The organism is Borreliella garinii (assembly GCF_001922545.1).
GTDB lineage: Bacteria > Spirochaetota > Spirochaetia > Borreliales > Borreliaceae > Borreliella > Borreliella garinii.
Window position 1 is genome coordinate 35,548 of the sequence record NZ_CP018745.1, and the last position, 21,985, is coordinate 57,532.

Consider the following 21,985-nt stretch of genomic DNA (forward strand, 5'->3'; position numbering starts at 1 on the left):
TTATGTACGAAGAAAACAATAATGAAGATAAATTCACAATTACATTAGAAGGTATTCTTGACAGAAATGCTACTAAGAGCAATTTAAAAAAAGAGCTTTTAAGTTTTAAAAAGGAAAATTTTTTTAATCAGACTGGTTTAAGTCCAAAAAGTAGTAAAGATTTTTTATCTTTAAGTTTTGAAAGACTAAAAAGCCTTGAAAGGCTTCAAAACGACAATCTACAAAAATCAGTAAGTTTTAAATCAAATGCCTTTAAAAGCAGCCCTTTTAAGGATTTTTTTAACCTGGACTCTTGGAAAAATAGTCTAGAGAGTGTTTTAAAAGACTTAGATTCTTCAGACAAAAGCGGTTTAGCTTTTAAGCATTCGGCAGCTAAGAACAATATTGGTTCTTCTTTTAGGCCAAAGGTAGACAAATTAGATTTAAATCCTAAAGGGCAATATTCATATTTTAAAACTGAAAATATAAAAAATGCTTTTAAGCAAAATTTCATTAGTAATTCTAATAAAGATCAAACCAATAAAACATTTAAAGATTTTGGGCTAAATTCCAATTTTGACAAGATTGAGCTTAACTTTTCAAAAGATGATTTGCAAGAACCAGTATGGTTTGGAAACGAAAATAATCAAATTCTTTGTGAAGATTTAATGTCTTTTAGAAAACTTTTTAAAGGCTCAAGCCTGGTTGATTTTTTAAATATAAAAAATGGTTTTAACGATTTTAAATTACCTTTAAAGGAATTTCAAAATTTAAAAGACAAAAAGATTTTAGAGCTAAGTCTTGAAAATTTTATTTTAAAAGATAGTGAAAGAGAAAGTGTAAATAAAATGCTAAAAGGGCAGAGATCTTTTGAAACAGAGTTTGAGAGAAATGATTTTTTAAGGAAACTTTATGTTCTTAAAAGTTCACAAAATTCAAATTCAAATGATTTTTCTTTTATGGTTGAGCTTGCTCAGAAATTGAAAAATGACGGTTATGTAAAAAATGATTCAAAAGCTATTAGCCTAATAAGTGATTTTCTTAATGGCGAGAATAATTTAGAAAAAGTTTTAAGCAGAAGCCCAACAGTTTCTTTAAATAATCAGTTAAAAGGTGAGCCTGATGTTTTAAATAGCAATAAAATAATAAACAGTGTTTCTCAACCAAGAGTAGATCCACTCTTAGAAAAAACTTTAGAACTTTTGGAATGGGCTAAAAGTTACGATTTTACTAACAGTGTATTAGATCCTTTAAGGAATACTTTTTCAAACCTTGGTAATATTTTGGGACAGGCATTTGAAAGCTTGCCTTTGGTTGAGTACATGACAAATGTGCTAAGAGACGGTGGTGGATTTAATTCAGGAGGAATTGATGATGATTCTGGAATGCCTTAGTAAATTAAAAGGGGTTTAAGGTGATTAAAAATCAAACTACTAGGTTAATAGAAGATGTTGTAAATCAAATTTCAAGTTTAGCAAGCATTTCTAATTTTGTTTTACTTTTTCCAAGGCTTGATTTTAAAGGACTTGGGTACATTCCCCAACTGTTTTTTATTTTTATAAAGCATGATCTAATAGAAGAAAATCTCTCAAGCATAAGCTCAGACCGTGCGGTAATTGATTTTATAAATACAAAAAGTGAATATGTAAACTTTAACATTACTCCAAGGCCCGAGATTGTAATAATTAATAAAGGGATTTTGTCATCTATTTATGACAAAACTTTAATAAGAGCGCTAAAAGAAACTCCTTTTATGAACAGTGTTTTAGAATTTAATAGTAATTTTATAAAAATGCAATTTAGACAAAGGTTTAACCTAGGTATTTATTATAGCATGTACAGTCCTTCAGTAGGATTTCACGAGGTGGTAAGTATTAATTTATTAAAGCTTAAAGACACAGTTTATTTAGAAGAAGTAGAAGTTAGTTTGCAAGTAAAAATTTGTAAAATGTTTAATATTTCAACCTATAAAGGTTAAAATATTAATTAACAAAGCTTAGTACTGGGAGAATATTAATGAGGCAATTTAAGCTTATTTTGATATATTTTTTATTTATTGTTTCAACAATATATGCAAGCGTAGTAAGGCCATTTGATTTTGCAAAATGGAATTTTAAAAAAGACATAGATTTGGCTTATGTATTAATGCATGATGTTGATAATGGGATTTTAATCAAATCTCAAGATAAAGCTGGCAATATTAAAAGTCAGGAAATACTTGCTAAACTTAATAAGTTAAAGGCTTATTCTTACAGTTTGCAGAAAATAATAAAAAATAGACTTGCTAGGAGTAGATTTCAAAAAGAGGTGGAATTACCACTACTTAAGATCTTTAGAAAATATAAATATTTAACAAGAAATTATAAAAATAAAAAGTTTATTGAAAATCCGGAATATACAAAACTTATTTTAGAGAAAAATATTAAAAAAGCTGTTTTTCTAGAAAACTATTTTCGATCTAGGATTAAGAATGTAAAATCCCGTAAAGAGATTGAAAAAAGAATAAATGCTGATCAGAGTAGTTTCAAGCCCCCAAAGGATAAAACTAGAAGCTCTCTTAAATCTAAGTTTTCAAGCTCTAAAAATTCAAAAAGCCCACAGGGTTTAAAAAAATGTAACAAAAGACGAATACTTAAAAAGTATGGTCTTAACCGGGCAGATGGTGAGCTTTTAGATGATTTGGAAAATGAAGATCTTGAAGATTTGGAAAATGAAGATCTTGAAGATTTGGAAAATGAAGATCTTGATGAGTCCTACAGTGAGGACTACAGTTTTACCGAAGATACTCAAGATGAAGATGAGTTTTGATCTTAAACAGAATCTAGCTAAAAATTTTTTAAATTTGAATATTTTTATTTAATAAAGCTTTAAAAGCTAAAATAATTTTTATTTAGGGGAATATTAATGAGACAATTAATTTTAATATCTTTTTTTGTTTTGAGCTTTAATTTGTATTCTTACGATCTTAAAGATGATGAAGAGATTGAAGTCAAATTTTTATACGGAGAAATAAAAATTGGTGGCAATTTAGCTAAAGATCATTCTGTTTCTTCTGTTGAGAGTTTAATACAAACTGCAGTTAATAAAATAGGATCTGAGAATATTTTAAGCATTGAGCACAATATAACTTTTAATGGTGTTTCTGTAATGGTAATATATAAAGTTAAAAAGCGCAGTTAGTAATTAATTAGCAAGATTAAGGTAAGTTGGTGTTATTGATGAGAGACTTTTTTTTAATTTTTATTTTATTTTTTTGTTTAGCTTTTAGTTTACATTCCTATACTGTTGGGGATGATGGAATTATTAAGGTTAAGATTTTTAATTTTAACCTTAATCAGCAGAGATCTTTTGAAGAATTAGAAAAAGATTTAAGACTTTTTATTAAAGAAGTAGGTTCAAAAAATGTTTTAGACATTAATCATAAGATTTTGTTCACAGGGGTAGAGGTTGCTGTGATGGTGATTTATAAATCAAATAAATAGTAGAATATTAAATTTTACTAGTAATGATGATTTATCAATTAATTTTTTAATTTAAAAAGGAGTTTTATTTAAAAAAGATGTTAATATTTCAATACGATTTTAAGATTGAATTTTACAATGCAGTTGATTCTAAGAATAGCATTGGTGGAAGACTTGCAGATCTGAGACCTAGAGTTGTTATTGTGACTCAAAATGGTGTACCTGATTTGAATATTGTCATTAAAAATACATATTATTTAAATAATTTAATAGTTGGTAAAAAAACCAAACTTCAAATTTTAAATGTGCCTTTAAATTTTTCTGATTTTAAGACTTCAGATATTGTAAAAATTTACTATAAGAAGTTTACAAATCAGCAAGATTATCAATTTATTATGGCTGGGTATTTGGGAGTGCCTGTTGAAAAAATTGTTGGGTCTCAAAATTTTAGTTTTGAGTGTGAACTTTATCTTTTGTCTAAAGCTACCTTTTTAGAGAGAAAGTTTGAGTATAAAAATTTCAAAGGCAGTACTATTGCTGATGCAATTAAATATGTGTTTAAGGATAAAGCAATCTTTTTGATGAATGAGCTTGAAAAAACAAAGGTGATTAACGAGAGCTTTGCTTGCAACTCAGCAAAAGGACTAATAGAATACTTAAGGCGACAAGGATATGTTAATTCTGTTGTTGTTGACATTGGAAATCTTGCTCAAGATGTTGATTCAAAATTTATTTTTACTAATTTTGGACAATTTGTTTCTGGCGAATGTAAAAACCTTGAAGATTTTGGACTTTTGTCAGTGCCTCAAAGAGACATTGGAAGTTATAAGAGTCCTGGTTTGAGTTTTTATAAGGCCCAAGTGATGTTTACTCACAACATTAAAATTGGAGACAATCTAAGCTTTAAAGACAGGCATGGTAATAATATTAACTGTAAGGTTAAAAACACCAGTGCCAGACTAAGTAGTACCAGAGAATGTATTTTAAATCTTGAGTTTTACTCAGAGAATAAAAAAGGAATGTATTGTGGAGAATAATGATTTTTGTGTGGAGCCAGGCAGCTTAAAGGGTTCTTCTGCTTGTGTTTTAAAGCAGTATCTTTTTGAGAATGTTTTTATTTGTAGAATAGGCGTTATTAAAAGTTTTGACTATGAAACTCAAACAGGGGTTGTTACCATTAAAGAGTATAAAGGTTTAGAGATTAGTACCAGGAATATATCTAACTTTAATCTTGATTTAACAGAAGAAGATGAAGTGGTTTTGCTTCAAAGTAATTTTAATATTTTTAAAGAAAGTGATCATAATCATTTTGACAAAAATTATTTTTATATTATAAGCGTTATTAATCCTAATAAAATTGGTATTAAGCTTGATGAGCTTAAAGTTAATTTAAAAGAGTTTAACACACAAAGCGAAAATATAAAATTTAAAGCTAAAAAATTGATTATTGATGTAGATAATGTTGAAATTAAAGGTAATTTAAAGATTAATGGAACTAAATTCGAAAATCATATGCACAGTTCTGGCACTTTAATGTATGTTAACAGTAGCGGTGTGCCAACAACTACAACTGGGAAAACAGGTCCAATTGCTTGAATTAGTATGCTAATTCACAACTTGGTAGTCTGTTTAGCTTAGCATAAGTTTATTAATAGGGCTTTTATTGATTGTTTTCTACCAATAAGATTAAATTTCTTACTTGGTTTGCAAACTCTTTTGTTGCGTCAATTATTTTGTTGAGGTTGTTAGCTGTTAATTTAGGTTGAACTTTTAGTTGTTCTTTTGTGTTTTTGTATTCATTTTTTACTTTGGTGAATTTTTCAGCCAAAACTTTATACTCTCTAGCTACTGATTCGTTGTAAAGCTTTGGATTTGGATGAAACTTTGATCCTAAGTCCCAGTTTATTTGGCTTGAGTTTTCTTTTTCTTTCCATTTGTTGGCAGCATCTATTACTTCTTTTATGGTGCTTATTCCTAAGGGATCTTTAGTGTTTTCAAAACTAAGCTCACTTTTTTCTAGCTCTTCAAGGAATATATTTTTTGCTTTTTCTATGTTCTCAGCATTAATATTATTTAAGATTGAGCTGTTTGTTTTGTTTTGAGAGTTTCCCGGATCCTTTAGTAAATTTTCTTCGGCATCAAGATTTAAAAGATCTTTAGATTTTTCTAAACTCTTTATTGCATTTAGCGCTTTGTCTAGAGATTCTCTAACTTGTTCTGCATATTCTTTTGTTATGAAGTTGCCATCTTTACCTAAAGATGCGCCATGCTTTTGGAATTGATTTTGTATTGGAGTTTTTACAGTTTCGCTTAAAGTGCTATTTTCTTTTTTTTGATCAAAAATTTTGTCTTTTCCATTAGTATTAATTTCTTCTTCAGTTGGATCAAGTATTGTTTTCTCGTCGGCGGTGCTTAGAATTTTGAATTCTATTGTATTTGGATTTAAAGATTTTTGAATATTGGGGTCTAATTCTTGTGCTATTCTTTCATCAGAAGCTCCGATTAACAATAATTTTTCTTGTATTTTTGCAATTTCTTCTTCTGATTTGACTTCATTTGCTCCTTCTAGTATTTCTAGAGGGATTGAGCTTTCAGATTCAGATTTTAAGGAAAATTCTTGTTTTCCAGGTTCAATTTTTTCAATTTCTAAAATAGGGGGGGTACTTTGATTTTTGTTTGCTTCAGGTTCTTTTTTAAAGTCTGATTCAATTTGTAAGCTATTCTTAATGACTTCTGAAATATTTTTTAAGTTATGTTCGTTTAAGACTTTGTTTTTATCATTCGTGTTCATATTGGCATTACAGCTAATAATCAGTAGCAGCGCAAGTATTGAAAATTTGTTTGAAACTTTTATAAGCTTGCCTTTCAAAGCCTTAGCTCCTTTTAAAACAAGAATATTAAAATATTATACTACATTTTACTCGATTTTTATTTGGATTTTAATTTTAAAATATAAAAAATCCCCCGTTAAGGGGATTTAAGGGGGGTATTATAAATTATATTATTCTTACTAATTTGTAGAAATGAAATAAATTTTTAGTGTTTTACCTTTGGTTTATTTTAAATTTGGCGTCGAAGTAGTGGTGCTGTTTAAAGTTATTTTTATAAAATTCTCAGCACCATTCTTCTCTTTTAATATTGATTCAAAGGATTTGCTTTGTACTAAGTGTATAGCATACTATAAATTTTTCAGATTTATTAATAAAGGAGAACATCGGGTGATATTCGATGTTCCTTTGAATATATTAATATATTTAAATGTAAGCCTGAAGTTTTAAATATTAACCTAATAAAATGTTTTTAAAATTTTGCAATGATTTGATTGTTTTATTCAATCTCTTCTTCATCTTCTTCTAAATCGTTATCAGCATTTTCTTCAATTGCGGGTTTTGAGCATGAATCTTGTTTATTTTCATCTTTTTTCTCTTGATGCAATTCTTTAACCACATTGTCAAGAAGAGAATCTATTAAAACTCCACGGCCAATGGCGCTACAAGACATCATAAATACTAAAAACGAAATAAGTATTATTTTTTTAACCATTTAATCATTCCTTTAACCTAAGCAATTTAAGCTTAATTATATATTATAAAATTATATTTATCAATTAAAAATATATTATTTTAAAGCTTAATCTAATTTTTAGATATATTCTTCTTGAATTACTAATTTTAGACTATTTACGTCTGTTAGTATTTTTAAGATTTTAGTAAAATTTTTGCTCATTTTAAAGACTTGATTATGAGGCAATAAGTCTAATTCTATATAATTTTCGCTAATAGATACTTTATTGTAATCTATTGAATGGTAATCTTTGTATTTTTTATTTGAAATCATCTTGATTTTGGAAAAAATTCTCAATATTTTGAATTTCTTTAAGTTTTTTGAAAGTTAATTTTTTTGAGTCTGATTTTGAATTTATGTTTGAGTCTAATAATTCTTTCTTTATTAAAATGCTTAAAGACTCTACTTTACCCTTTTGATAAAAGATTTTATCTTCTGCTTGTTGAAATTCATTTTCTCTATTGATGCTAAAGTCAACAGAGAATGTTTGAATTGGATAAGCTTGTTTGTAGTAATTTTCAATGCTTGTTGGGTTTTGATTTGATTTTCTTATTTCTACTTTTTGAATTGATACTACAGGAATTATTTTTGCTGCGGGCTTTTGATCTTGATTTTTTGAAGTTTTAGTTTTTGAGACTTTAGTTTTTTGATCTTGATCTAATAGATTGCAGGATAAGATTAAAATTTACAGCAATATTAAAATAACCTTTTTACCCATTTATTGCTCATATCCTTTATGTATTTATTATACACTATTAATAATTAATAATGTATTTTAAATTTTATTAAATTAAAAATATTAAAAAATAACATACTGTTTATTTGTGCAAAAAGAAGTTCCCAATTTAATAAAAGAACTTCTTTGGAGGTAGTTAAAAGTAGTATCAATTTTTATTGATTAATAAGCTAAAGCTTTGAAGCAGTATTTAACTATTCTTAAGTATAGCTCATATTTTTAAAGATTGATTTTAAGTGATTATTTAAATTTATACAAAGAGGACTCGCAGTTGAGAGCCTCTTTGAAACGTGTGTGGGAAGTGTTTAATAAATTATTTTATTGATTAAAACTATTTAATGAATTCTTTTAATTTTGAAGCATTGGTTAATATTTTAAGCGTATTGTAAATGTTTTGACTTACTTTAATGTAATATTTTTTATTAGAATAAGGGGAATAAATAAGCTTAACTTTATTTAGGCTTTTTTGAAATTTGGTAAAGCTTAAATATTTCCAGCTATAATTGGTTGATACATAAAATGAGCTTCCAAATTGCAAATCACCGGATTTATTTTGGTTTAAGATTGCTTTATTTATGCTCAATAAACTGTGGTAATGAAACAAGGGCATTAAATTGATTTCTCTTTTTTGTTTATCTTCGAAATTCAAACAACATCTTATGTAATTATTGTCATAAAAATAAATAAAATCTTCATGATTTTTTAATTTAAGCAGATTGCTTAAACCTTTCGTATCCATACTCTTTTTGTGAGCTAATATGCTTATTGATTTTAGTTTACCTTTTGTGAGTGTAATTTGATCGTATTGGTCTAAATATTGTGTTTCTGATTTTATTTCAATTGTTGCATTTGAATCTATGTTGTAAGTTCTAATATAAAATTGTGCACAAAGAATAGGGTTTAAAGGCTTTATATGTTCGCTTTTGTAAGTGAAATCAGTTTTAAATGCAGGCATATTTAGCTCTCATAATATTAAAATTGTTTAAATTCTTTTTAAAGACACTCAAAGTTGTATACATATAACTATATAATTATTCCTCAGTCCAATTTATTTATATAAAATATCATTTTATACAGATTTTATCAATAGTTTATAAATTATTTTAAAATATTATTTATTTAAATAAAAAATATTTTAATATTGATTATTTTAAAATTATGTTTTAATATGGTATAAATTCTAAAAAAGGAGAATTAAATAATGACAAAATTGATGTACTCTGTGTTTTTAAGCGCAATATTCTTTGTTGCTTGTGAAACCACAAAAATTTCAGATGACATGGAAAGCACTATGAATGAGGATTCAAAGGTTACAGCTCCAATGCCAGCAGAAGAAAAATCTATGAAATCAAATAAACAAACTATGAAATCAAATAAACAAACTATGAAGTCAATGAAAAAGTAAAAAGCTTTGCTTTTACTTAATTTAGAATGCAATACTAGCAATTTTTAAAAAAACTTTTTGATGAGCTTTTTTTAAAAAAGTTTTTAGTTTGAAAGAATTAAACATAAAAAAAGAAAGAGACCCGTAAGAATCTCTTTCTTTTTGCATTTTAAACCAATATTACTGAATTGGTGTAAGAATATTGGTAGTTGTATTCATTAAATTTAAAATTATATTGTGAATGTTTGAGAATTGCTCTCTTGAATTTTTTGCCATTATGTAGGCATTTAATTTTGAAATGTCATTTCTTAATTCCGGATCAGCATTGTAGTTCCTAATAATGTCATCTACATCTTCAAGCCATTTCTCTTTAAGTTGTATAAGTTGATTAAAATCATAGTAGAGTGTTTCCAAATTAGGTTTGTTTAGATGTTGTATTTTGTCTCTTACATTCAATATTTTTAAGCTGATTTCTTCTATTGCTAATTGAATGCTAAAGCCTCTGTTTATAAGGGTTTCTTTAACTAAACTTCGGTAGTTTGGATCTTTGCTGAGTTTTGATAAAATTCTCCCAAGATTTAAAATTGTGTCTTCGTTGAAATTTAAAGATGTGTAAAGAATTCTTCTTTCATTTAGATATTCGTTGTCGTCAAAAGTTACTGTTGAGTCTGCATTGAAAAATATTTTACTAAATATGTCTGCTTTCATTTCAAATTGGTCATCAGGTTCGCCCTTGTTAAAATCAATCTCGCTTATTTGAACAATATCCTCAGATCTTTCTAATATTTTTTGTATTAATTCTATAACCTCAGGGTCTACTATTTGATTTAAAGCATTAGCATTGTTAGACTGTCTTAAAGCTGCCGCTGAAGCTGCTTTTGGTAGATTTCTTGCGGTGTTAATAGCAACAAGCAGATTGTCTTTTGTTTTTTTATTTTTAGCATTTTTAGACAATTTTTTCATCTTTGATGAGTTATTTTCGTTTTTAGATATTTTTGTCTTTGCTTTTTTGTTTTGCTTCTCTTGATTATCGTCTTGGTTGACCTCTAACGAGCAAGAAAGCAAAATTAACCCAGTTAATATATGCAGTAAAAATATTGCAATTAATTTATTTTTTTTCAAAATGTTATCCTTCAATAAAAATTTTAAGTAATTAATATTAATTAATAATTTTAATTACTCAACTAATAACTTTAATTCAAAATTGTTATTGTACAAAAAAAAATCAAAAAAAAATCAAAAAAAAAGAGAGCTTAAGCTCTCTTTTGGTTTAAAGGCTTTATTTTTTAAAATTTTTTTAATTATTATTAGATTTAAATAATGTTTCTAATTGAATGAATGCTTGCTCTGATTTAAAGCAAAGAGAAATCATTTTCTCTTTATATAGCTTTTGGATATGATCTTTTAGCTTTTCTATATTGTATTGCAGCTCTAAGGTAGCGTTTGAACTTTTAATCAATGTTTCTATTGTATTTAACCATTCTTTTTTTATTTCGATTAAATCAACAACTAAAGCATAAATTTCTTCTAAAGCAGTTTCTTTTAGCCTGTCCATGTTAATTGCTAAATCTTCAAGTGTAACTTCAAATCTTTGTTGAATTCGTATGCCCCCTGATATATTTTTTATTATCTCGTGCGCTTTTGGGTTTTGATAAAGCTTTTTTACAATCTCTGCTAAATTAAAAATGTCAGTAGTGTTGTAGCTTAGTGATGAATAAAATTGTCTTCTGAGTCTTTGAGACTCTCTTAGGTTGGAGTTCATTTTCTCTTTGAGTTTTGCTCCATTTTGAGGGTTTGTTTTGTAAACATTAATTAGTTCAAACATATTGTTTTTTAGTCCAAATTGGCTAGGTATTTCTGTTTGAAGCTTGTCTCTTTTTATTATTGCCATTTCTCTTTCTAAGATTTCAGAGAGTTTTTGAGTTATGCTTTTATTGTTTTTTAGAATCTTTAAGTCTTTTGTTGATCTTTGATGTTCTTGTTTTTTTGTGTCTTTTTGAGGGATTAGTTCATCATATGTTACTTCTGTATAACTTGCTACTTTCTTCTTAGTATCTTCATAGTTTAGTTCACAAGAAAAAAATGTTATTATCCCCAATGTTATTAATATTAATAATTTTGGTTTATTCAAAATTTAATCCTTTAATAAAAATTTTAAGTAATTTTAATTATTTAAAATTAATACTTAATGATTTAAATTTAGTTCAAATTTGAAATTGAACAATAAAAAAAGAAGAGATACCCTCTTCTTTTTTTATTAAATATTTGTAAAATAGTTTATTTTCGTTTTTTAAATAAACTATCTGATTTCTGTTATGTTAACGTATAGGTCAAGAGCAGACTGGCGAGCATCTTGCATTTTATCTAAATACCTATTTTCAATGTATTGTCCTAAAGATTGAGGATTACTTCGTCTTGAATTAGAGCTTGTATTTGCAATAATAGCATCAGCATAATTTAACCATTCTTTTTTTTCAGTTAGTATTGAATTTAGTTTTGATTCAAGTTCGTTAAGCTTGTCTGTAAAGGCATAGCTATTGATTGTAGTTCTTAAGTACTCTGTGTTAAAGCTTTCAATTTTTTTCTCTATTTCTTCTAATGCATTTTCTAAAGAAACTTGTATTCCAAGCCCTGATATTATTAATGATCTGATTAAGCTGTGATTTTGATCCTCCTGGTAAAGGATGTTCATTATTGATCCAAATTTTGTAGTTTTAGCTTGATCAAAATCCATCATTGCATAGAGTCTATTTCTTTCATTTTCTGCTTCTGGTGTGTTAGAGCTAAGTTGTGGTGCGAAACCTCGATCAAAAACCGAAATATTTGAAATAACATCTAATAGAGTAAATGCAGAATCTTTCATTTTAAATTGATCGTAAGTTTCTCTAAATCCATGGTTGTGTGTTTTGTTTTTTTCTTCAGCAATTCTTCTAAGAAGGTTATTTTTTAGCTTTTGTAATGGACTATTACCTGAATATACTGGGGCAACAAAGCTTGGCTGAGTTTGGTGTCTATAATTGGTAGGCACATTATTGCTTTGTGAGTTGTTAAAGTTTGTCTGGCTTGTTGGTTGACTAAAACTAGAACTAAAGGTATATTGTTGAGGTTTTATAATGCTTTGGCTAGGAGTGCTTGTATTATTAGGCACAGTTTGAATTGCTTGAGCAGACGCTATTTGTTTTGGCGGTGTAGCTTGTACATTTGTTGCTGAGCTTGCTTGACTTGCTGGGCTTGCTGAGCTTGCTACTTGATTGGCTTGATTAGCCGGATTTAAACCTTGCAAGTTGTTATTTTTTGTTGGTTGGGTGTTTTTTTTCAGTCCTGCTGCTTTAGTGTTTGTTTTATTTTTAGTAGCATTTGAGCTTGTGTTAATACTTATTTTTGCTTGATCATCTGTTGAGCTATTTAAAAGTTCTTCTACTTTGTTTTTATAATCTTTGTTTAGATTAGTATCAATTGTGCAAGAAAACAAAAGCAAGGCTATGCACTTTAAAGGTATTAATGATTTAATATTCAAGATATTATTCCTCGATTTCTTTTTAATGAATTTTAATAATCAAAATTAATTAAAATTTAAAATTAATTACTAATTAATCAAAACTTAGTTCAAATTAAAAAATAATCAATAAATATAAATAAAAAGAGCAAAGCCTTTGCTCTTTTTATGGGTGTGCTTATCAGTTGTTGTTGAATTCCCAGAATTTTATTGTTTTTAGTTTGGACTCTAAAGTGAAGTTTTTTTAAAAAAAAGAAGAGAAGAATTAACTTCTCTTTCTAAAAAATATCAAGTGCAACGTATTTTTTTGTTTTGATTACTAATAGATGGGCTTTAAAGAATTAAATTCTTTGTAATTTTCATTTATATGTTTTGCTAGTTGTTCTGCATTAGTTTTAATGTTTTCTGAATTTTGATTGTAAGCGTCAATAGTTTTGTTTAATTTTTTTGCAAAGTTTTCTTTTATCTTTAATTCAGATTCTATGCGCATTAGTAGTTCTTCGATTTCTTTTTGGTTTAGAATTTGCAATTCATCTTTTATTGGTTTTTTTATTACTTTTGAAATTATATCTAGTCGTGATTGAATACTTATTGGTATGTCGTAAATGAAATTTTTAGCTATCTTCTTGTGTTGAAGATTTTTGTTAAGCTTTTCAAGAATTTCTTTTAATGTCTCTATTTGTTGTTTTTCGTAATTTAAAGATGAGTAAATTATTTTTTTCATTTGCATTTTTTCATCTTCAGGAAGAGAATCATGAGGATCAGTTTTAAAAGTTTTTAAGAAATCAATTTGTGTATTGGCAATTTTAGCTATTTCTGTATTTTCTTTTTCTTTCTGAGCTTCCAGGATTTTAAGGGTTGTTTCTAATTTTGAGGCTGTAGCTTCTGGATGCTTTTCCCTTAAAGGTCCCAGATCCTTATTTTGTTCTTTTGAAGGCTCAAGATCTTGAGATTTATTTTCAAATTCTTTAGTGTTTTCTTTTGGACTGGTTTTGCTTTTTGGTTTCGGATCAATTTTATTAACGGCACATGAGATGCAAATTAAAGTTAATGTTGTTGTAAGAATATTAAGCTTAATTATATTAAGTTTAGTTTTTTTCAAAATATTCTCCTTATAAAATAAAACTAATATTTAATAAATATAATACAAAATAATAATATAACTATATTATTATTTATGTCAAATAATATTAGTTTTATTTTGTATTGGAATATTAAATTTATACTTAATTTTAGGCTTTTATTTTAATTTTGTAATATTTTAAATTTAAACTTTAATAAAAATTAAATAAACATTAAAAGACATTATTGTTTTTAGTTTGGACTCTGATTAAGTAAGTAAAAAAGAAGAGAAGAATTAACCCCTCTTCTTTAAAATATTAATTGCAACGTATTTTTTAATTTGGATTAATAGCCAGGATTTAAAGGATCAAATTCTTTGTAATTTTCATCCATATGTTTTGCTAATGCTTTCACATCGGTTTTCATGTTGTTTAAATCTTGATTGTAAGCTTTAATGGTTTCGTTTAAGATTTTTTCAAACTTTTGTTTTAACCCTAAACTAGGTTCTACGCGTTTTAGTAATATTTCGTATCTTTCTTGGTTTAGAATCTCTGATGCCCCTTTTATTTCTTCTTTCATTAATTCTAAATCATATTCTAGTTGGAATTGAATGTTTATTGCTATGTTGAGGATGAAGTTTCGAGCTGTGGTTTTGTATTTATGATTTTGGTAAAGTTTATCAAGAATTTCTTTTAATGTTTTTATTTTTTCGATTTCGTAATTTAAAGATGAGTAAATTATTCTTTTTATTTTCATTTCTATATCTTCAGAAATAGTATCATGGGGCTCAGATTTAAAATTTTCTAAGAAATCAATTTGTGTATTGGTAATTTTAGCTATTTCTGTATCTTCTTGATCTTTTTGATCTTCCAGGTCCTTAATCATTTTTTCTAATTTTGAGATTATAGTTTCTTTAGAGTTTTCCCTTAAAGGCTCAAGATCCTTATTCTTTGTATTTGAAGGTTCAAGATCTTGAGATTTATTTTCAAGATCTTTAGTGTTTTCTTTTGGATTGGTTTTGCTTTTTGATTCCGGATCAATTTTATTAACGGCACATGAGATGCAAATTAAAGTTAATATTGTTGCAAGAATATTAAGCTTAATTATATTAAGTTTAGTTTTTTTCAAAATATTCTCCTTATAAATTAAAACTAGTATTTAATAAATATATTACAAAATAATAATATAACTATATTATTTTATATGTCAAATGATATTAGTTTTATTTTATATTAAAAGTTTAATTTTACTTCATTTTTGGATTTTATTTTAATTTTGTAATATTTTAAATTTAAACTTTAATAAAAATTAAATAAATATTAAAAATATTGTTGTTTTTAGTTTGAACTCTAATTAAGTAAGTAAAAAAAAAGAGAAGAATTAACTTCTCTTCTTGAAAAAAAATATTAATTGCAACGATTTTTTTGTTTGAATTAGTAATAGACGGTCTTAAAAGAATGAAGGTTTTTGTAATTTTCATCCATATGTTTTGCTAATTGATCCTCATTGGATTTAATGTTTTCTAAATCTTGATTGTAAGCTTCAATAGTTTTGTTTAAGACTTTTCCAAAATTTTCTTTTAGTTTTAAGTTAGATTCTAAGTCGATTAGTAGCGCATTATAGTTTTCTTCAGGCAGAGTGTTTGCTTGCTTTTTGATTTTGTCTAATCCCTTGTTTAGTCGGGATTGAATCATTAGTGATATAGAATAAAGGAATCTTTCAAGAATCTTTTGGTGTTCAGGCTTTGCTAAAAGCTTTTCAAGAATTTCTTTTAATGTGTCTATTTTTTGTTTTTCGTAATTTAAAGATGAGTAAATTATTCTTTTTATATTCATTTCGTCATTTTTACCAAGATGTTGGTAGGGTTGGGTTTTTAAAGGGCCCAGGAAATCAGGTACTTTAGTATCAATTGTAGCTATTTCTGTACTATCTTTCTCTTTTTGAGCTTCCAATTTCTTGCCAATTTTTTCTAATTTTGAGACTTTAGGTTCTTGATTCTTTTTATTTAGAGAATCAAGGTCTTCTAAGTTTTTAGTGCTTTCTTTTGGATTGGTTTTATCAGCAGCACATGAGATGCAAATTAAAGTTAATATTATTGTAAGAATATTAAGCTTAATTATATCTGATTTGTTTTTTTTCAAAATATCCTCCTTATAAAATAAAACTAATATTTAATAAATATAATACAAAATAATATTTTAACTATATTATTTTGCTTGTCAGATAATATTAGTTTTATTTTAAATTTAAACTTTAATAAAAATTAAATAAAGATTAAAAACATTGTTGTTTTTAGCTTGGACTCTAATTAAGTGAGTAAAAAAAAGAGAAGTTAATTCTTCTCTTTTTAAAAATAATAATTGCTTGCAATGTATTTTTTATTTTGTTTACTAATCAATGGGCTTTAAATACTCATGGTCTTTGTAATTTTCATTCATATGGTTTGCCAGTGCCTCCTCATCGGATTTAATGTTGTTTAAATTTTTATTGTAAGCCTCAATAGTTTCATTTAAGGTTTTTTTAAACCTTTGCTTTAGCTCTAAGCTAGATTCTATGCTAATTAGTAGATCTTTGGCTTCTTTATGGGTTAGAGTGTACAATTCATCTTGTATTAATTTTAAATGCTCGTTTATTTGATATTGAATGAACCATGATATGTGCTGCATAAATTTCCCAAGTATATTTGTGTTTTTAGGATTTCGTTTAAGTTTTTCAAGAATTTCTTTTAATGTATTTATTTTTTGTTTTTCGTAATTTAAAGATGAGTAAATTATTCTTTTTATTTGCATTTGATTATCTTTGATCATAAGATCATGGGATCCAATTTTAAAAGTATCTAGAAAATCAAATTTTTCAGCAGCAATTTTGGCTATTTTCGTATTGTCTTTTTTTTCTTGAGCTTCCAGCTTCTTACCGATTGCTTTTAATTTTGAGATTATATCTTCTTTTTCTAGAGATTTTTGATTTGAAGGCTTTAAATTTTGAGATTTATTTAAAAAATTTTTAGCGCTTTCTTTTGAATAGGTTTTGCTTTTTGATTCCGGATCAATTTTATCAACAGCGCATGAGATGCAAATCAAAGTTAATACTGTTGTAAGAATATTAAGCTTAATTGTATCTGGTTTAGTTTTTTTCAGAATATCCTCCTTATTAAATAAAACTAATATTTAATAAATATAATACAAAATAATATTTTAACTATATTGTTTTGTATGCCAAATAATATTAGTGTAATTTTGTATTGAAAGTTTAATTTCTACTTTGTTTTAGGCTTTTCTTTTGATTTTATAATATTTTAAATTTAAAAATCAATAAAGATCGATAAAGATAAAAGACATTGTTTTTTAGCTTGGACTCTGATTAAGTGAGCAAAAAAAAAGAGAAGAATTAACTTCTCTTTAAAAAAATATCAAGTGCAATGTATTTTTTTGTTTTTATTACTAATTAATAGACTTAAAAGAATCAAGGGTTTTGTAATTTGCATCTATGTGCCATGCTAGTTCTTCCATATTGTTTTTAATGTTGTATAAATTTTTATTGTAAGCCTTAATAGTTTCGTTTAATTTTTTTGCAAAGTTTTGTCTTGTCTTTAAGTTAGAATCCAGGTTCATTAGTAATTCGGATTCTTTTTGGTTTTGAGTTTGTAAGTTATCTTTTATTATTGCTTCTTTTATTAAGCATAAAGCCCTATCTATGTTGTGTTGAATACTTGCTGCTATTTGATAAATGAAGTGTTTAGATGTATCCCTGTGTTGAGGCTGGTCGTAAAGTGTTTTAAGTATTACTTTTAATGTATTTATTTTTTGTGTATCGTAATTTAAAGATGAGTAAATTGTTCTTTTGATTTGCATTTCTTCATATTGAGAAGGCATATCGTTTACATCAGCTTTAAAAGTAGCTAGGAAATTAATTCCTTGAGCATCAATTTCGGCTATTTTTATATATTCTTGTTTTTTTTGATTTTCCAGGTTCTTAGCAGTTGTTTCTAATTTTGAGTCTTTAGTTTCTAGATTTTTTTCATTTAAAGGCTTGGCATTTTCAAAATTTTGGTTTTTTGGTTCTGGATCTATTTTATCAACAGCACATGAGAGGCAAATTAAAGTTAATATTATTGCAACAATGTTAACTTTAATTATGTCTAGTTTAGTTTTTGTCAAAATACTCTCCTTATTAATTAAAATTAATACTTATTAATTTTAATATAAAATAATAATATAACTATATTGTTTTGTTTGTCAAATAATATCAGTTCAATTTTGTATTGAAAGTTTAAATTTCTACTTTGTTTTAGACTTTTCTTTTGATTTTGTAAAATTTTAAATTTAAACTTTAATAAAAATTAAATAAAGCTAAAAACATTGTTTTTAGCTTGGACTCTGATTAAGTGAGCAAAAAAAAAGAGAAGAATTAACTTCTCTTTAAAAAAATATCAAGTGCAATGTATTTTTTTGTTTTTATTACTCACTTAATCGGCCTTAAAGTGCCAAGTTCTTCGCAAACTCCATATATCTTCCATGCTAGTTCTTCCATATCGTTTTTAATGTTGTGTAAATTTTGATTGTAAGCCTCAATAGTTTCGTTTAATTTTTTTGCAAATTTTTGTTTTAGAGTTAAGCTTTTTTCTAAAGCCTCATGTAGCAATTCGAACTCATTTTGTTTTAGATTGTGTAATCCATTTTGTATTAATTCTAAACAACCTTCTATTTCTTTTTGAATAAAAAATGCTGTGCCATGAAGGAAATACATAAGCAAAGGGAGTACTCTTTCGTGGTCAATATATTGGTAAAGTTTTTCAAGAATTTCTTTTAATGTATTTATTTTTTGTGTGTTGTAATTTAGAGATGAGTAAATTATTTTTTTTATTACTATTTTTTCATCTTTAGGAATAATATCATGGGGAGAGGCTTGAAAAGTATCTAGAAAATCAAATTTTGCAGCAGCAATTTTGGCTATTTCTATATTGCCTTTTTTTTCTTGAGCTTTCAGCTTCTTGCCGATTGCTTTTAATTTTGAGATTATATCATCATCATCATCTTCTTCTAGAGATTTTTGATTTGAAGGCTTTGGATTTTGAGATTTATTTAAAAAATTTTTTTCGCTTTCTTTTGGATTGGTTAGGCTTTTTAGTTTTGTATCAATTTGATCAATAAGTGAGCACGAGATGCACATTAAGCTTAATATTGTTGTAATATTAAGCTTAATCATATTTAATTTATTTTTTTTCAAAATATTCTCCTTATTTTTATATTTCAAATAACATTATTTTTAATTTGTATTAAAAGATTAAATTTCTGATTTTTAGATCCTTTTATTTAATCCTTTAATACACACACTACCAATTAGTAGTGTATGTTATCACAACAGGCTTTCAGGAATGTTTCAATCGTCTCTGAAATACTCATACTTTCATATGGGTTTAATTTTTATTCGTATCCAAGCCCTATTATTTCTCCTAAAATTGTTCTATATTCTATCAATACTGAAACTTTCTGTATTGTTTCCATATTTGTTAATAATTTCTTCTACGATTTTTATCCACGCATTTTTATTTTGCATTAGTTTTTCAAATTTTTTTTGAATATCTTGATTTGTTTTTTGAGCAGATATTTCAATATTTAATTCTATTAATTCAATTAATTTTTCATTTTCATTTTCATTTAATCTTTGAATAAATTCTTCAATTATTCTTTTCTTTTCAGTTTTTGAAAGTTGGCTTTGTTGTAATTTGTTAAAATTTACTGCTTTATTAATACCAAAGTTTTTAGCAATAAGGTTTGATTGTAGTTCATTTGTTCTTGCTTCTTCGTTGTTTGATTTAGAATGCAAAGAGCATGAGAGCAAGGCTATTTTAAATAGCGTTAATATCTTATAAATTGTGCTTCTTTCCAAGATACAATCCTTTAAAAAATTTAATTAGTGTTATTTGGCAAGCTCAATATTACTAATATAAATATATTTCAGTTTATTTAATTTTCAATGTTTGTTTTACTTATTTAAAATAAAAGACAATAAGTTAACCATTTAAAATATTTTTTTAATTTAAAAATTTTGTTATTAGCTTTGTTTTTTGCTAATGATTGCATTATATTTTTCATGTGTTATTTTGTAATAATAAATCTAACTATTATGAAATAACACCGTTCTCCCCATTTTAATGTAAAATTTGAGTCTTAAAATCTTTATTTAAAGTCTTTATTTTAGATTAAATTTTAAATTAAAAGAGTTAATTATTTGTTTTAATATAAATATGTATTGATTCTAATTTAGTTATGTTTTAAAATATTAAGAATAAAATAGTTTAAATAAGGAGAATTAACAATGACTAAAATATTTAGGAATTTAATAATTAGTGGATTATTGTTTGGACTTGTAAATTTGAATGTGTTTGCAGATTCTAACAATGTAAGCGCTCTACAATCTCAATCCAATGTTGTAGAACAATCAGACCAAAAAGATAAAAAAAATCCAGATCAAAAAGATAATAAAAATCTAGATCAAAAAGATAATAAAAATCTAGATCAAAAAGATAATAAAAATCTAGATCAAAAAGATGGCAAAAGCCTAGATCAAAAAGATCAGGTTAGCAAAGCTCTAGATATTATTAACAAGGTAACAGAGGATGTTTCTAGCAAATTAGAGGGTGTTAGAGAATCGTCTCTTGAGTTGGTAGAATCAAATGATGCAAGCGTAGTTAAAAAGTTTGTAGGTTCAATGTCTTTGATGTCAGATGTTGCTAAAGGTGCTGTTGTTGCATCACAAGAGGCAACTATTGTGGCAAAGTTTTCAGGAATGGTTGCTGAGGATGCAAATAAGGTTGTTGAAATGTCTAAAAAGGCTGTTCAAGAAACCCAAAAAGCTGTTTCTGTTGCAGGTGAAGCAATGTTTTTAATAGAAAAGCGAATAATGTCAAATAAATCTCCAAATAATAAGGACTTGGAATTGACAAAAGAAGAATTTGCTAAAGTAGAACAAGTTAAAGAAACTCTAATGGCTTCTGAAAGGGCTTTAGATGAAACAGCTCAAGAGGCTCAAAAAGTTCTCAATATTGTTAATGGTTTAAATCCATCAAATAAGGATCAAGTAGTAGCAAAAAAAGATGTTGCAAAGGCTATTTCTAATGTTGTTAAAGTAGCTCAAGGCGCAAGAGATCTTACAAAAGTAATAACCATTTCTTTATATATGAGATAGTTTAATTATACAGATTTATACATGATTAAAGGATAAAGCAAAAAGGTTTGAGGTTGATTATATTAGCCTCTACCTTTTTTGCTTTCTATTTTACTCAAAGATTAATATTAAGTTCTCCATTAAGACCATTCTTATGATATAATATTTACATTCTGAAAAAGTTAATAAATTTATCCTTAAGTAAGGAGATCAATTTTTGAACAAAGAATATAAAATTTTGGATAATGGTTTTTTAAAGCTTATTGATTTTATGGGAGATGATAAGAGAATAGTTGATGCTGCAAGGATTTCTTATCGAGGAGATAGTGTTAAAAGGAAAGATGAGGAACTTATTGACTATTTGATAAGAAATGGGCATACAAGTCCATTGGAGCAGGTAGTTTTTACATTTCATGTTAAAGCTCCAATATTTATTGCAAGGCAATGGATGAGGCACAGAACCGCAAGGATTAATGAAGCTTCTGGATGTTATAGCTTGGCAAGAAAGGAATTTTATATTCCCTTAGAAGAAGATTCAAAGTGTCAAATTCTCAGAAATAACCAACCTAAAAGAGAGTTTGATTCTTTTGAAAAAGGTTTATCAGATAAAATCAAACATCATCAAGAACATTCTTATAAGCTTTATCAAGATATGGTCAATTCTAATATTCCAAAAGAACTTGCAAGAATAGTTTTGCCCTTAAGTTTATATACTGAATGGTACTGGCAAATTGATTTAAATAATCTTTTCCATTTTATTAAATTGCGATTAGCTTTGGATAGTCCAAAAGAAATTAAAGAGAATTCGCCAAAAGAAATGCGAGAATATGCTAAAGCATTAATAAGTATAGTAAGAAAAATTGTTCCTATCTCTTTTAATAGTTTTGAAAATCATTTTTTAAGAGGAAAAAGATTCTCCCATGAAGAGATAATGGCAATTGTTAGTGCCTTGGATTTGAATAAGCTTAGCATGGATGCTAAAAAATTAGACCTATTGAAGGATAAGCTAGGAATTGATTGATTTTTAGCGTTTGTATTGTTTCTTACTTAATTTATTAAGTATCTATTAGTATACTAATAGATACTTAATTTATTAAGTATCTATTAGTATACTAATAGATACTTAATAAATTAAG

The 21,985-nt window shown here is 26.4% G+C and carries 25 protein-coding genes; 10 read left to right on the forward strand and 15 right to left on the reverse strand.

Features of this window, described 5'->3' with window-relative positions:
• The first annotated feature begins 2 nt into the window (after window positions 1–2).
• The 7 genes from BLA33_RS04485 to BLA33_RS04515 all read left to right on the forward strand — a co-directional run bounded on the left by BLA33_RS04485 (window position 3) and on the right by BLA33_RS04515 (window position 5,036).
• Entirely contained in the window at window positions 3–1,373 is a 1,371-nt protein-coding gene (locus BLA33_RS04485) for a hypothetical protein (RefSeq protein WP_029346700.1), read from the forward strand.
• Between the two features lie 20 nt (window positions 1,374–1,393).
• On the forward strand, window positions 1,394–1,957 hold the full coding sequence (locus BLA33_RS04490; protein ID WP_029346701.1) for a DUF792 family protein: 564 nt from the start codon (window positions 1,394–1,396) through the stop codon (window positions 1,955–1,957).
• Window positions 1,958–1,995: 38 nt separating this feature from the next.
• The gene (locus BLA33_RS04495) at window positions 1,996–2,787 is read left to right on the forward strand and encodes a hypothetical protein (protein ID WP_029346702.1); all 792 of its coding nucleotides are present in this window, start codon (window positions 1,996–1,998) and stop codon (window positions 2,785–2,787) included.
• Window positions 2,788–2,883: 96 nt separating this feature from the next.
• Window positions 2,884–3,159 (forward strand): hypothetical protein, encoded by a 276-nt coding sequence (locus tag BLA33_RS04500; RefSeq protein WP_029346703.1) that lies wholly within the window; start codon window positions 2,884–2,886, stop codon window positions 3,157–3,159.
• A gap of 38 nt (window positions 3,160–3,197) precedes the next feature.
• On the forward strand, window positions 3,198–3,461 hold the full coding sequence (locus BLA33_RS04505) for a hypothetical protein (RefSeq protein WP_012622882.1): 264 nt from the start codon (window positions 3,198–3,200) through the stop codon (window positions 3,459–3,461).
• A gap of 77 nt (window positions 3,462–3,538) precedes the next feature.
• Entirely contained in the window at window positions 3,539–4,477 is a 939-nt protein-coding gene (locus tag BLA33_RS04510) for a DUF693 family protein (RefSeq protein WP_029346704.1), read from the forward strand.
• The gene (locus tag BLA33_RS04515) at window positions 4,467–5,036 is read left to right on the forward strand and encodes a DUF777 family protein (protein WP_029346705.1); all 570 of its coding nucleotides are present in this window, start codon (window positions 4,467–4,469) and stop codon (window positions 5,034–5,036) included. The genes BLA33_RS04510 and BLA33_RS04515 overlap by 11 nt, the downstream gene beginning before the upstream one ends.
• Before the next feature lie 64 nt (window positions 5,037–5,100).
• On the opposite strand, the gene BLA33_RS04520 is transcribed toward BLA33_RS04515, so the two are convergent.
• The 4 genes from BLA33_RS04520 to BLA33_RS04540 form a co-directional block, all read right to left on the reverse strand.
• Window positions 5,101–6,309 carry a hypothetical protein gene (locus BLA33_RS04520; protein WP_050581071.1) on the reverse strand — a complete coding sequence of 403 codons (1,209 nt, stop codon included), beginning with the start codon at window positions 6,307–6,309 and terminating at the stop codon, window positions 5,101–5,103.
• 458 nt (window positions 6,310–6,767) lie between these two features.
• Entirely contained in the window at window positions 6,768–6,983 is a 216-nt protein-coding gene (locus BLA33_RS04530) for a hypothetical protein (protein WP_029346706.1), read from the reverse strand.
• A 99-nt stretch (window positions 6,984–7,082) separates the two neighbouring features.
• Window positions 7,083–7,301 (reverse strand): hypothetical protein, encoded by a 219-nt coding sequence (locus BLA33_RS05930; RefSeq protein WP_029346707.1) that lies wholly within the window; start codon window positions 7,299–7,301, stop codon window positions 7,083–7,085.
• Window positions 7,302–8,071: 770 nt separating this feature from the next.
• A complete protein-coding gene (locus BLA33_RS04540) occupies window positions 8,072–8,695 on the reverse strand; it encodes a hypothetical protein (RefSeq protein WP_029346708.1) in 624 nt (207 codons plus the stop codon).
• 246 nt (window positions 8,696–8,941) lie between these two features.
• On the opposite strand from BLA33_RS04540, the gene BLA33_RS04545 reads away from it, so the two are divergent.
• Window positions 8,942–9,145, forward strand: coding sequence for an Lp6.6 family lipoprotein (locus BLA33_RS04545; protein WP_029346709.1), 204 nt, complete (start codon window positions 8,942–8,944; stop codon window positions 9,143–9,145).
• Window positions 9,146–9,304: 159 nt separating this feature from the next.
• Here BLA33_RS04545 and BLA33_RS04550 read toward each other — a convergent pair whose 3' ends face one another.
• The 11 genes from BLA33_RS04550 to BLA33_RS04600 all read right to left on the reverse strand — a co-directional run bounded on the left by BLA33_RS04550 (window position 9,305) and on the right by BLA33_RS04600 (window position 19,571).
• Complete coding sequence (locus tag BLA33_RS04550) at window positions 9,305–10,246, reverse strand: complement regulator-acquiring protein (RefSeq protein ID WP_075226608.1); 942 nt, start codon at window positions 10,244–10,246, stop codon at window positions 9,305–9,307.
• 175 nt (window positions 10,247–10,421) lie between these two features.
• Window positions 10,422–11,255: a complement regulator-acquiring protein gene (locus tag BLA33_RS04555; RefSeq protein WP_029346710.1), complete on the reverse strand. Its 834-nt coding sequence runs from the start codon at window positions 11,253–11,255 to the stop codon at window positions 10,422–10,424.
• Window positions 11,256–11,423: 168 nt separating this feature from the next.
• A complete protein-coding gene (locus BLA33_RS04560) occupies window positions 11,424–12,641 on the reverse strand; it encodes a complement regulator-acquiring protein (protein WP_075226609.1) in 1,218 nt (405 codons plus the stop codon).
• A gap of 298 nt (window positions 12,642–12,939) precedes the next feature.
• A complete protein-coding gene (locus BLA33_RS04565; protein ID WP_029346920.1) occupies window positions 12,940–13,722 on the reverse strand; it encodes a complement regulator-acquiring protein in 783 nt (260 codons plus the stop codon).
• A 305-nt stretch (window positions 13,723–14,027) separates the two neighbouring features.
• Window positions 14,028–14,810 carry a complement regulator-acquiring protein gene (locus tag BLA33_RS04570; RefSeq protein ID WP_029346919.1) on the reverse strand — a complete coding sequence of 261 codons (783 nt, stop codon included), beginning with the start codon at window positions 14,808–14,810 and terminating at the stop codon, window positions 14,028–14,030.
• A gap of 305 nt (window positions 14,811–15,115) precedes the next feature.
• Complete coding sequence (locus tag BLA33_RS04580) at window positions 15,116–15,823, reverse strand: complement regulator-acquiring protein (protein WP_029346917.1); 708 nt, start codon at window positions 15,821–15,823, stop codon at window positions 15,116–15,118.
• Window positions 15,824–16,072: 249 nt separating this feature from the next.
• Window positions 16,073–16,819: a complement regulator-acquiring protein gene (locus BLA33_RS04585; RefSeq protein ID WP_075226611.1), complete on the reverse strand. Its 747-nt coding sequence runs from the start codon at window positions 16,817–16,819 to the stop codon at window positions 16,073–16,075.
• Between the two features lie 303 nt (window positions 16,820–17,122).
• The gene (locus BLA33_RS04590; protein WP_075226613.1) at window positions 17,123–17,839 is read right to left on the reverse strand and encodes a complement regulator-acquiring protein; all 717 of its coding nucleotides are present in this window, start codon (window positions 17,837–17,839) and stop codon (window positions 17,123–17,125) included.
• A gap of 304 nt (window positions 17,840–18,143) precedes the next feature.
• Window positions 18,144–18,908, reverse strand: a complete 765-nt coding sequence (locus BLA33_RS04595; RefSeq protein WP_075226615.1) for a complement regulator-acquiring protein — start codon at window positions 18,906–18,908, stop codon at window positions 18,144–18,146.
• A 113-nt stretch (window positions 18,909–19,021) separates the two neighbouring features.
• The gene (locus BLA33_RS06150; RefSeq protein WP_307886206.1) at window positions 19,022–19,084 is read right to left on the reverse strand and encodes a hypothetical protein; all 63 of its coding nucleotides are present in this window, start codon (window positions 19,082–19,084) and stop codon (window positions 19,022–19,024) included.
• 61 nt (window positions 19,085–19,145) lie between these two features.
• Window positions 19,146–19,571, reverse strand: a complete 426-nt coding sequence (locus BLA33_RS04600) for a complement regulator-acquiring protein (RefSeq protein WP_029346916.1) — start codon at window positions 19,569–19,571, stop codon at window positions 19,146–19,148.
• A gap of 429 nt (window positions 19,572–20,000) precedes the next feature.
• On the opposite strand from BLA33_RS04600, the gene BLA33_RS04605 reads away from it, so the two are divergent.
• A complete protein-coding gene (locus BLA33_RS04605) occupies window positions 20,001–20,870 on the forward strand; it encodes an OMS28 family porin (RefSeq protein WP_075226617.1) in 870 nt (289 codons plus the stop codon).
• 196 nt (window positions 20,871–21,066) lie between these two features.
• Window positions 21,067–21,870, forward strand: a complete 804-nt coding sequence (thyX, locus tag BLA33_RS04610; RefSeq protein ID WP_075226619.1) for an FAD-dependent thymidylate synthase — start codon at window positions 21,067–21,069, stop codon at window positions 21,868–21,870.
• Window positions 21,871–21,985 lie beyond the last annotated feature (115 nt).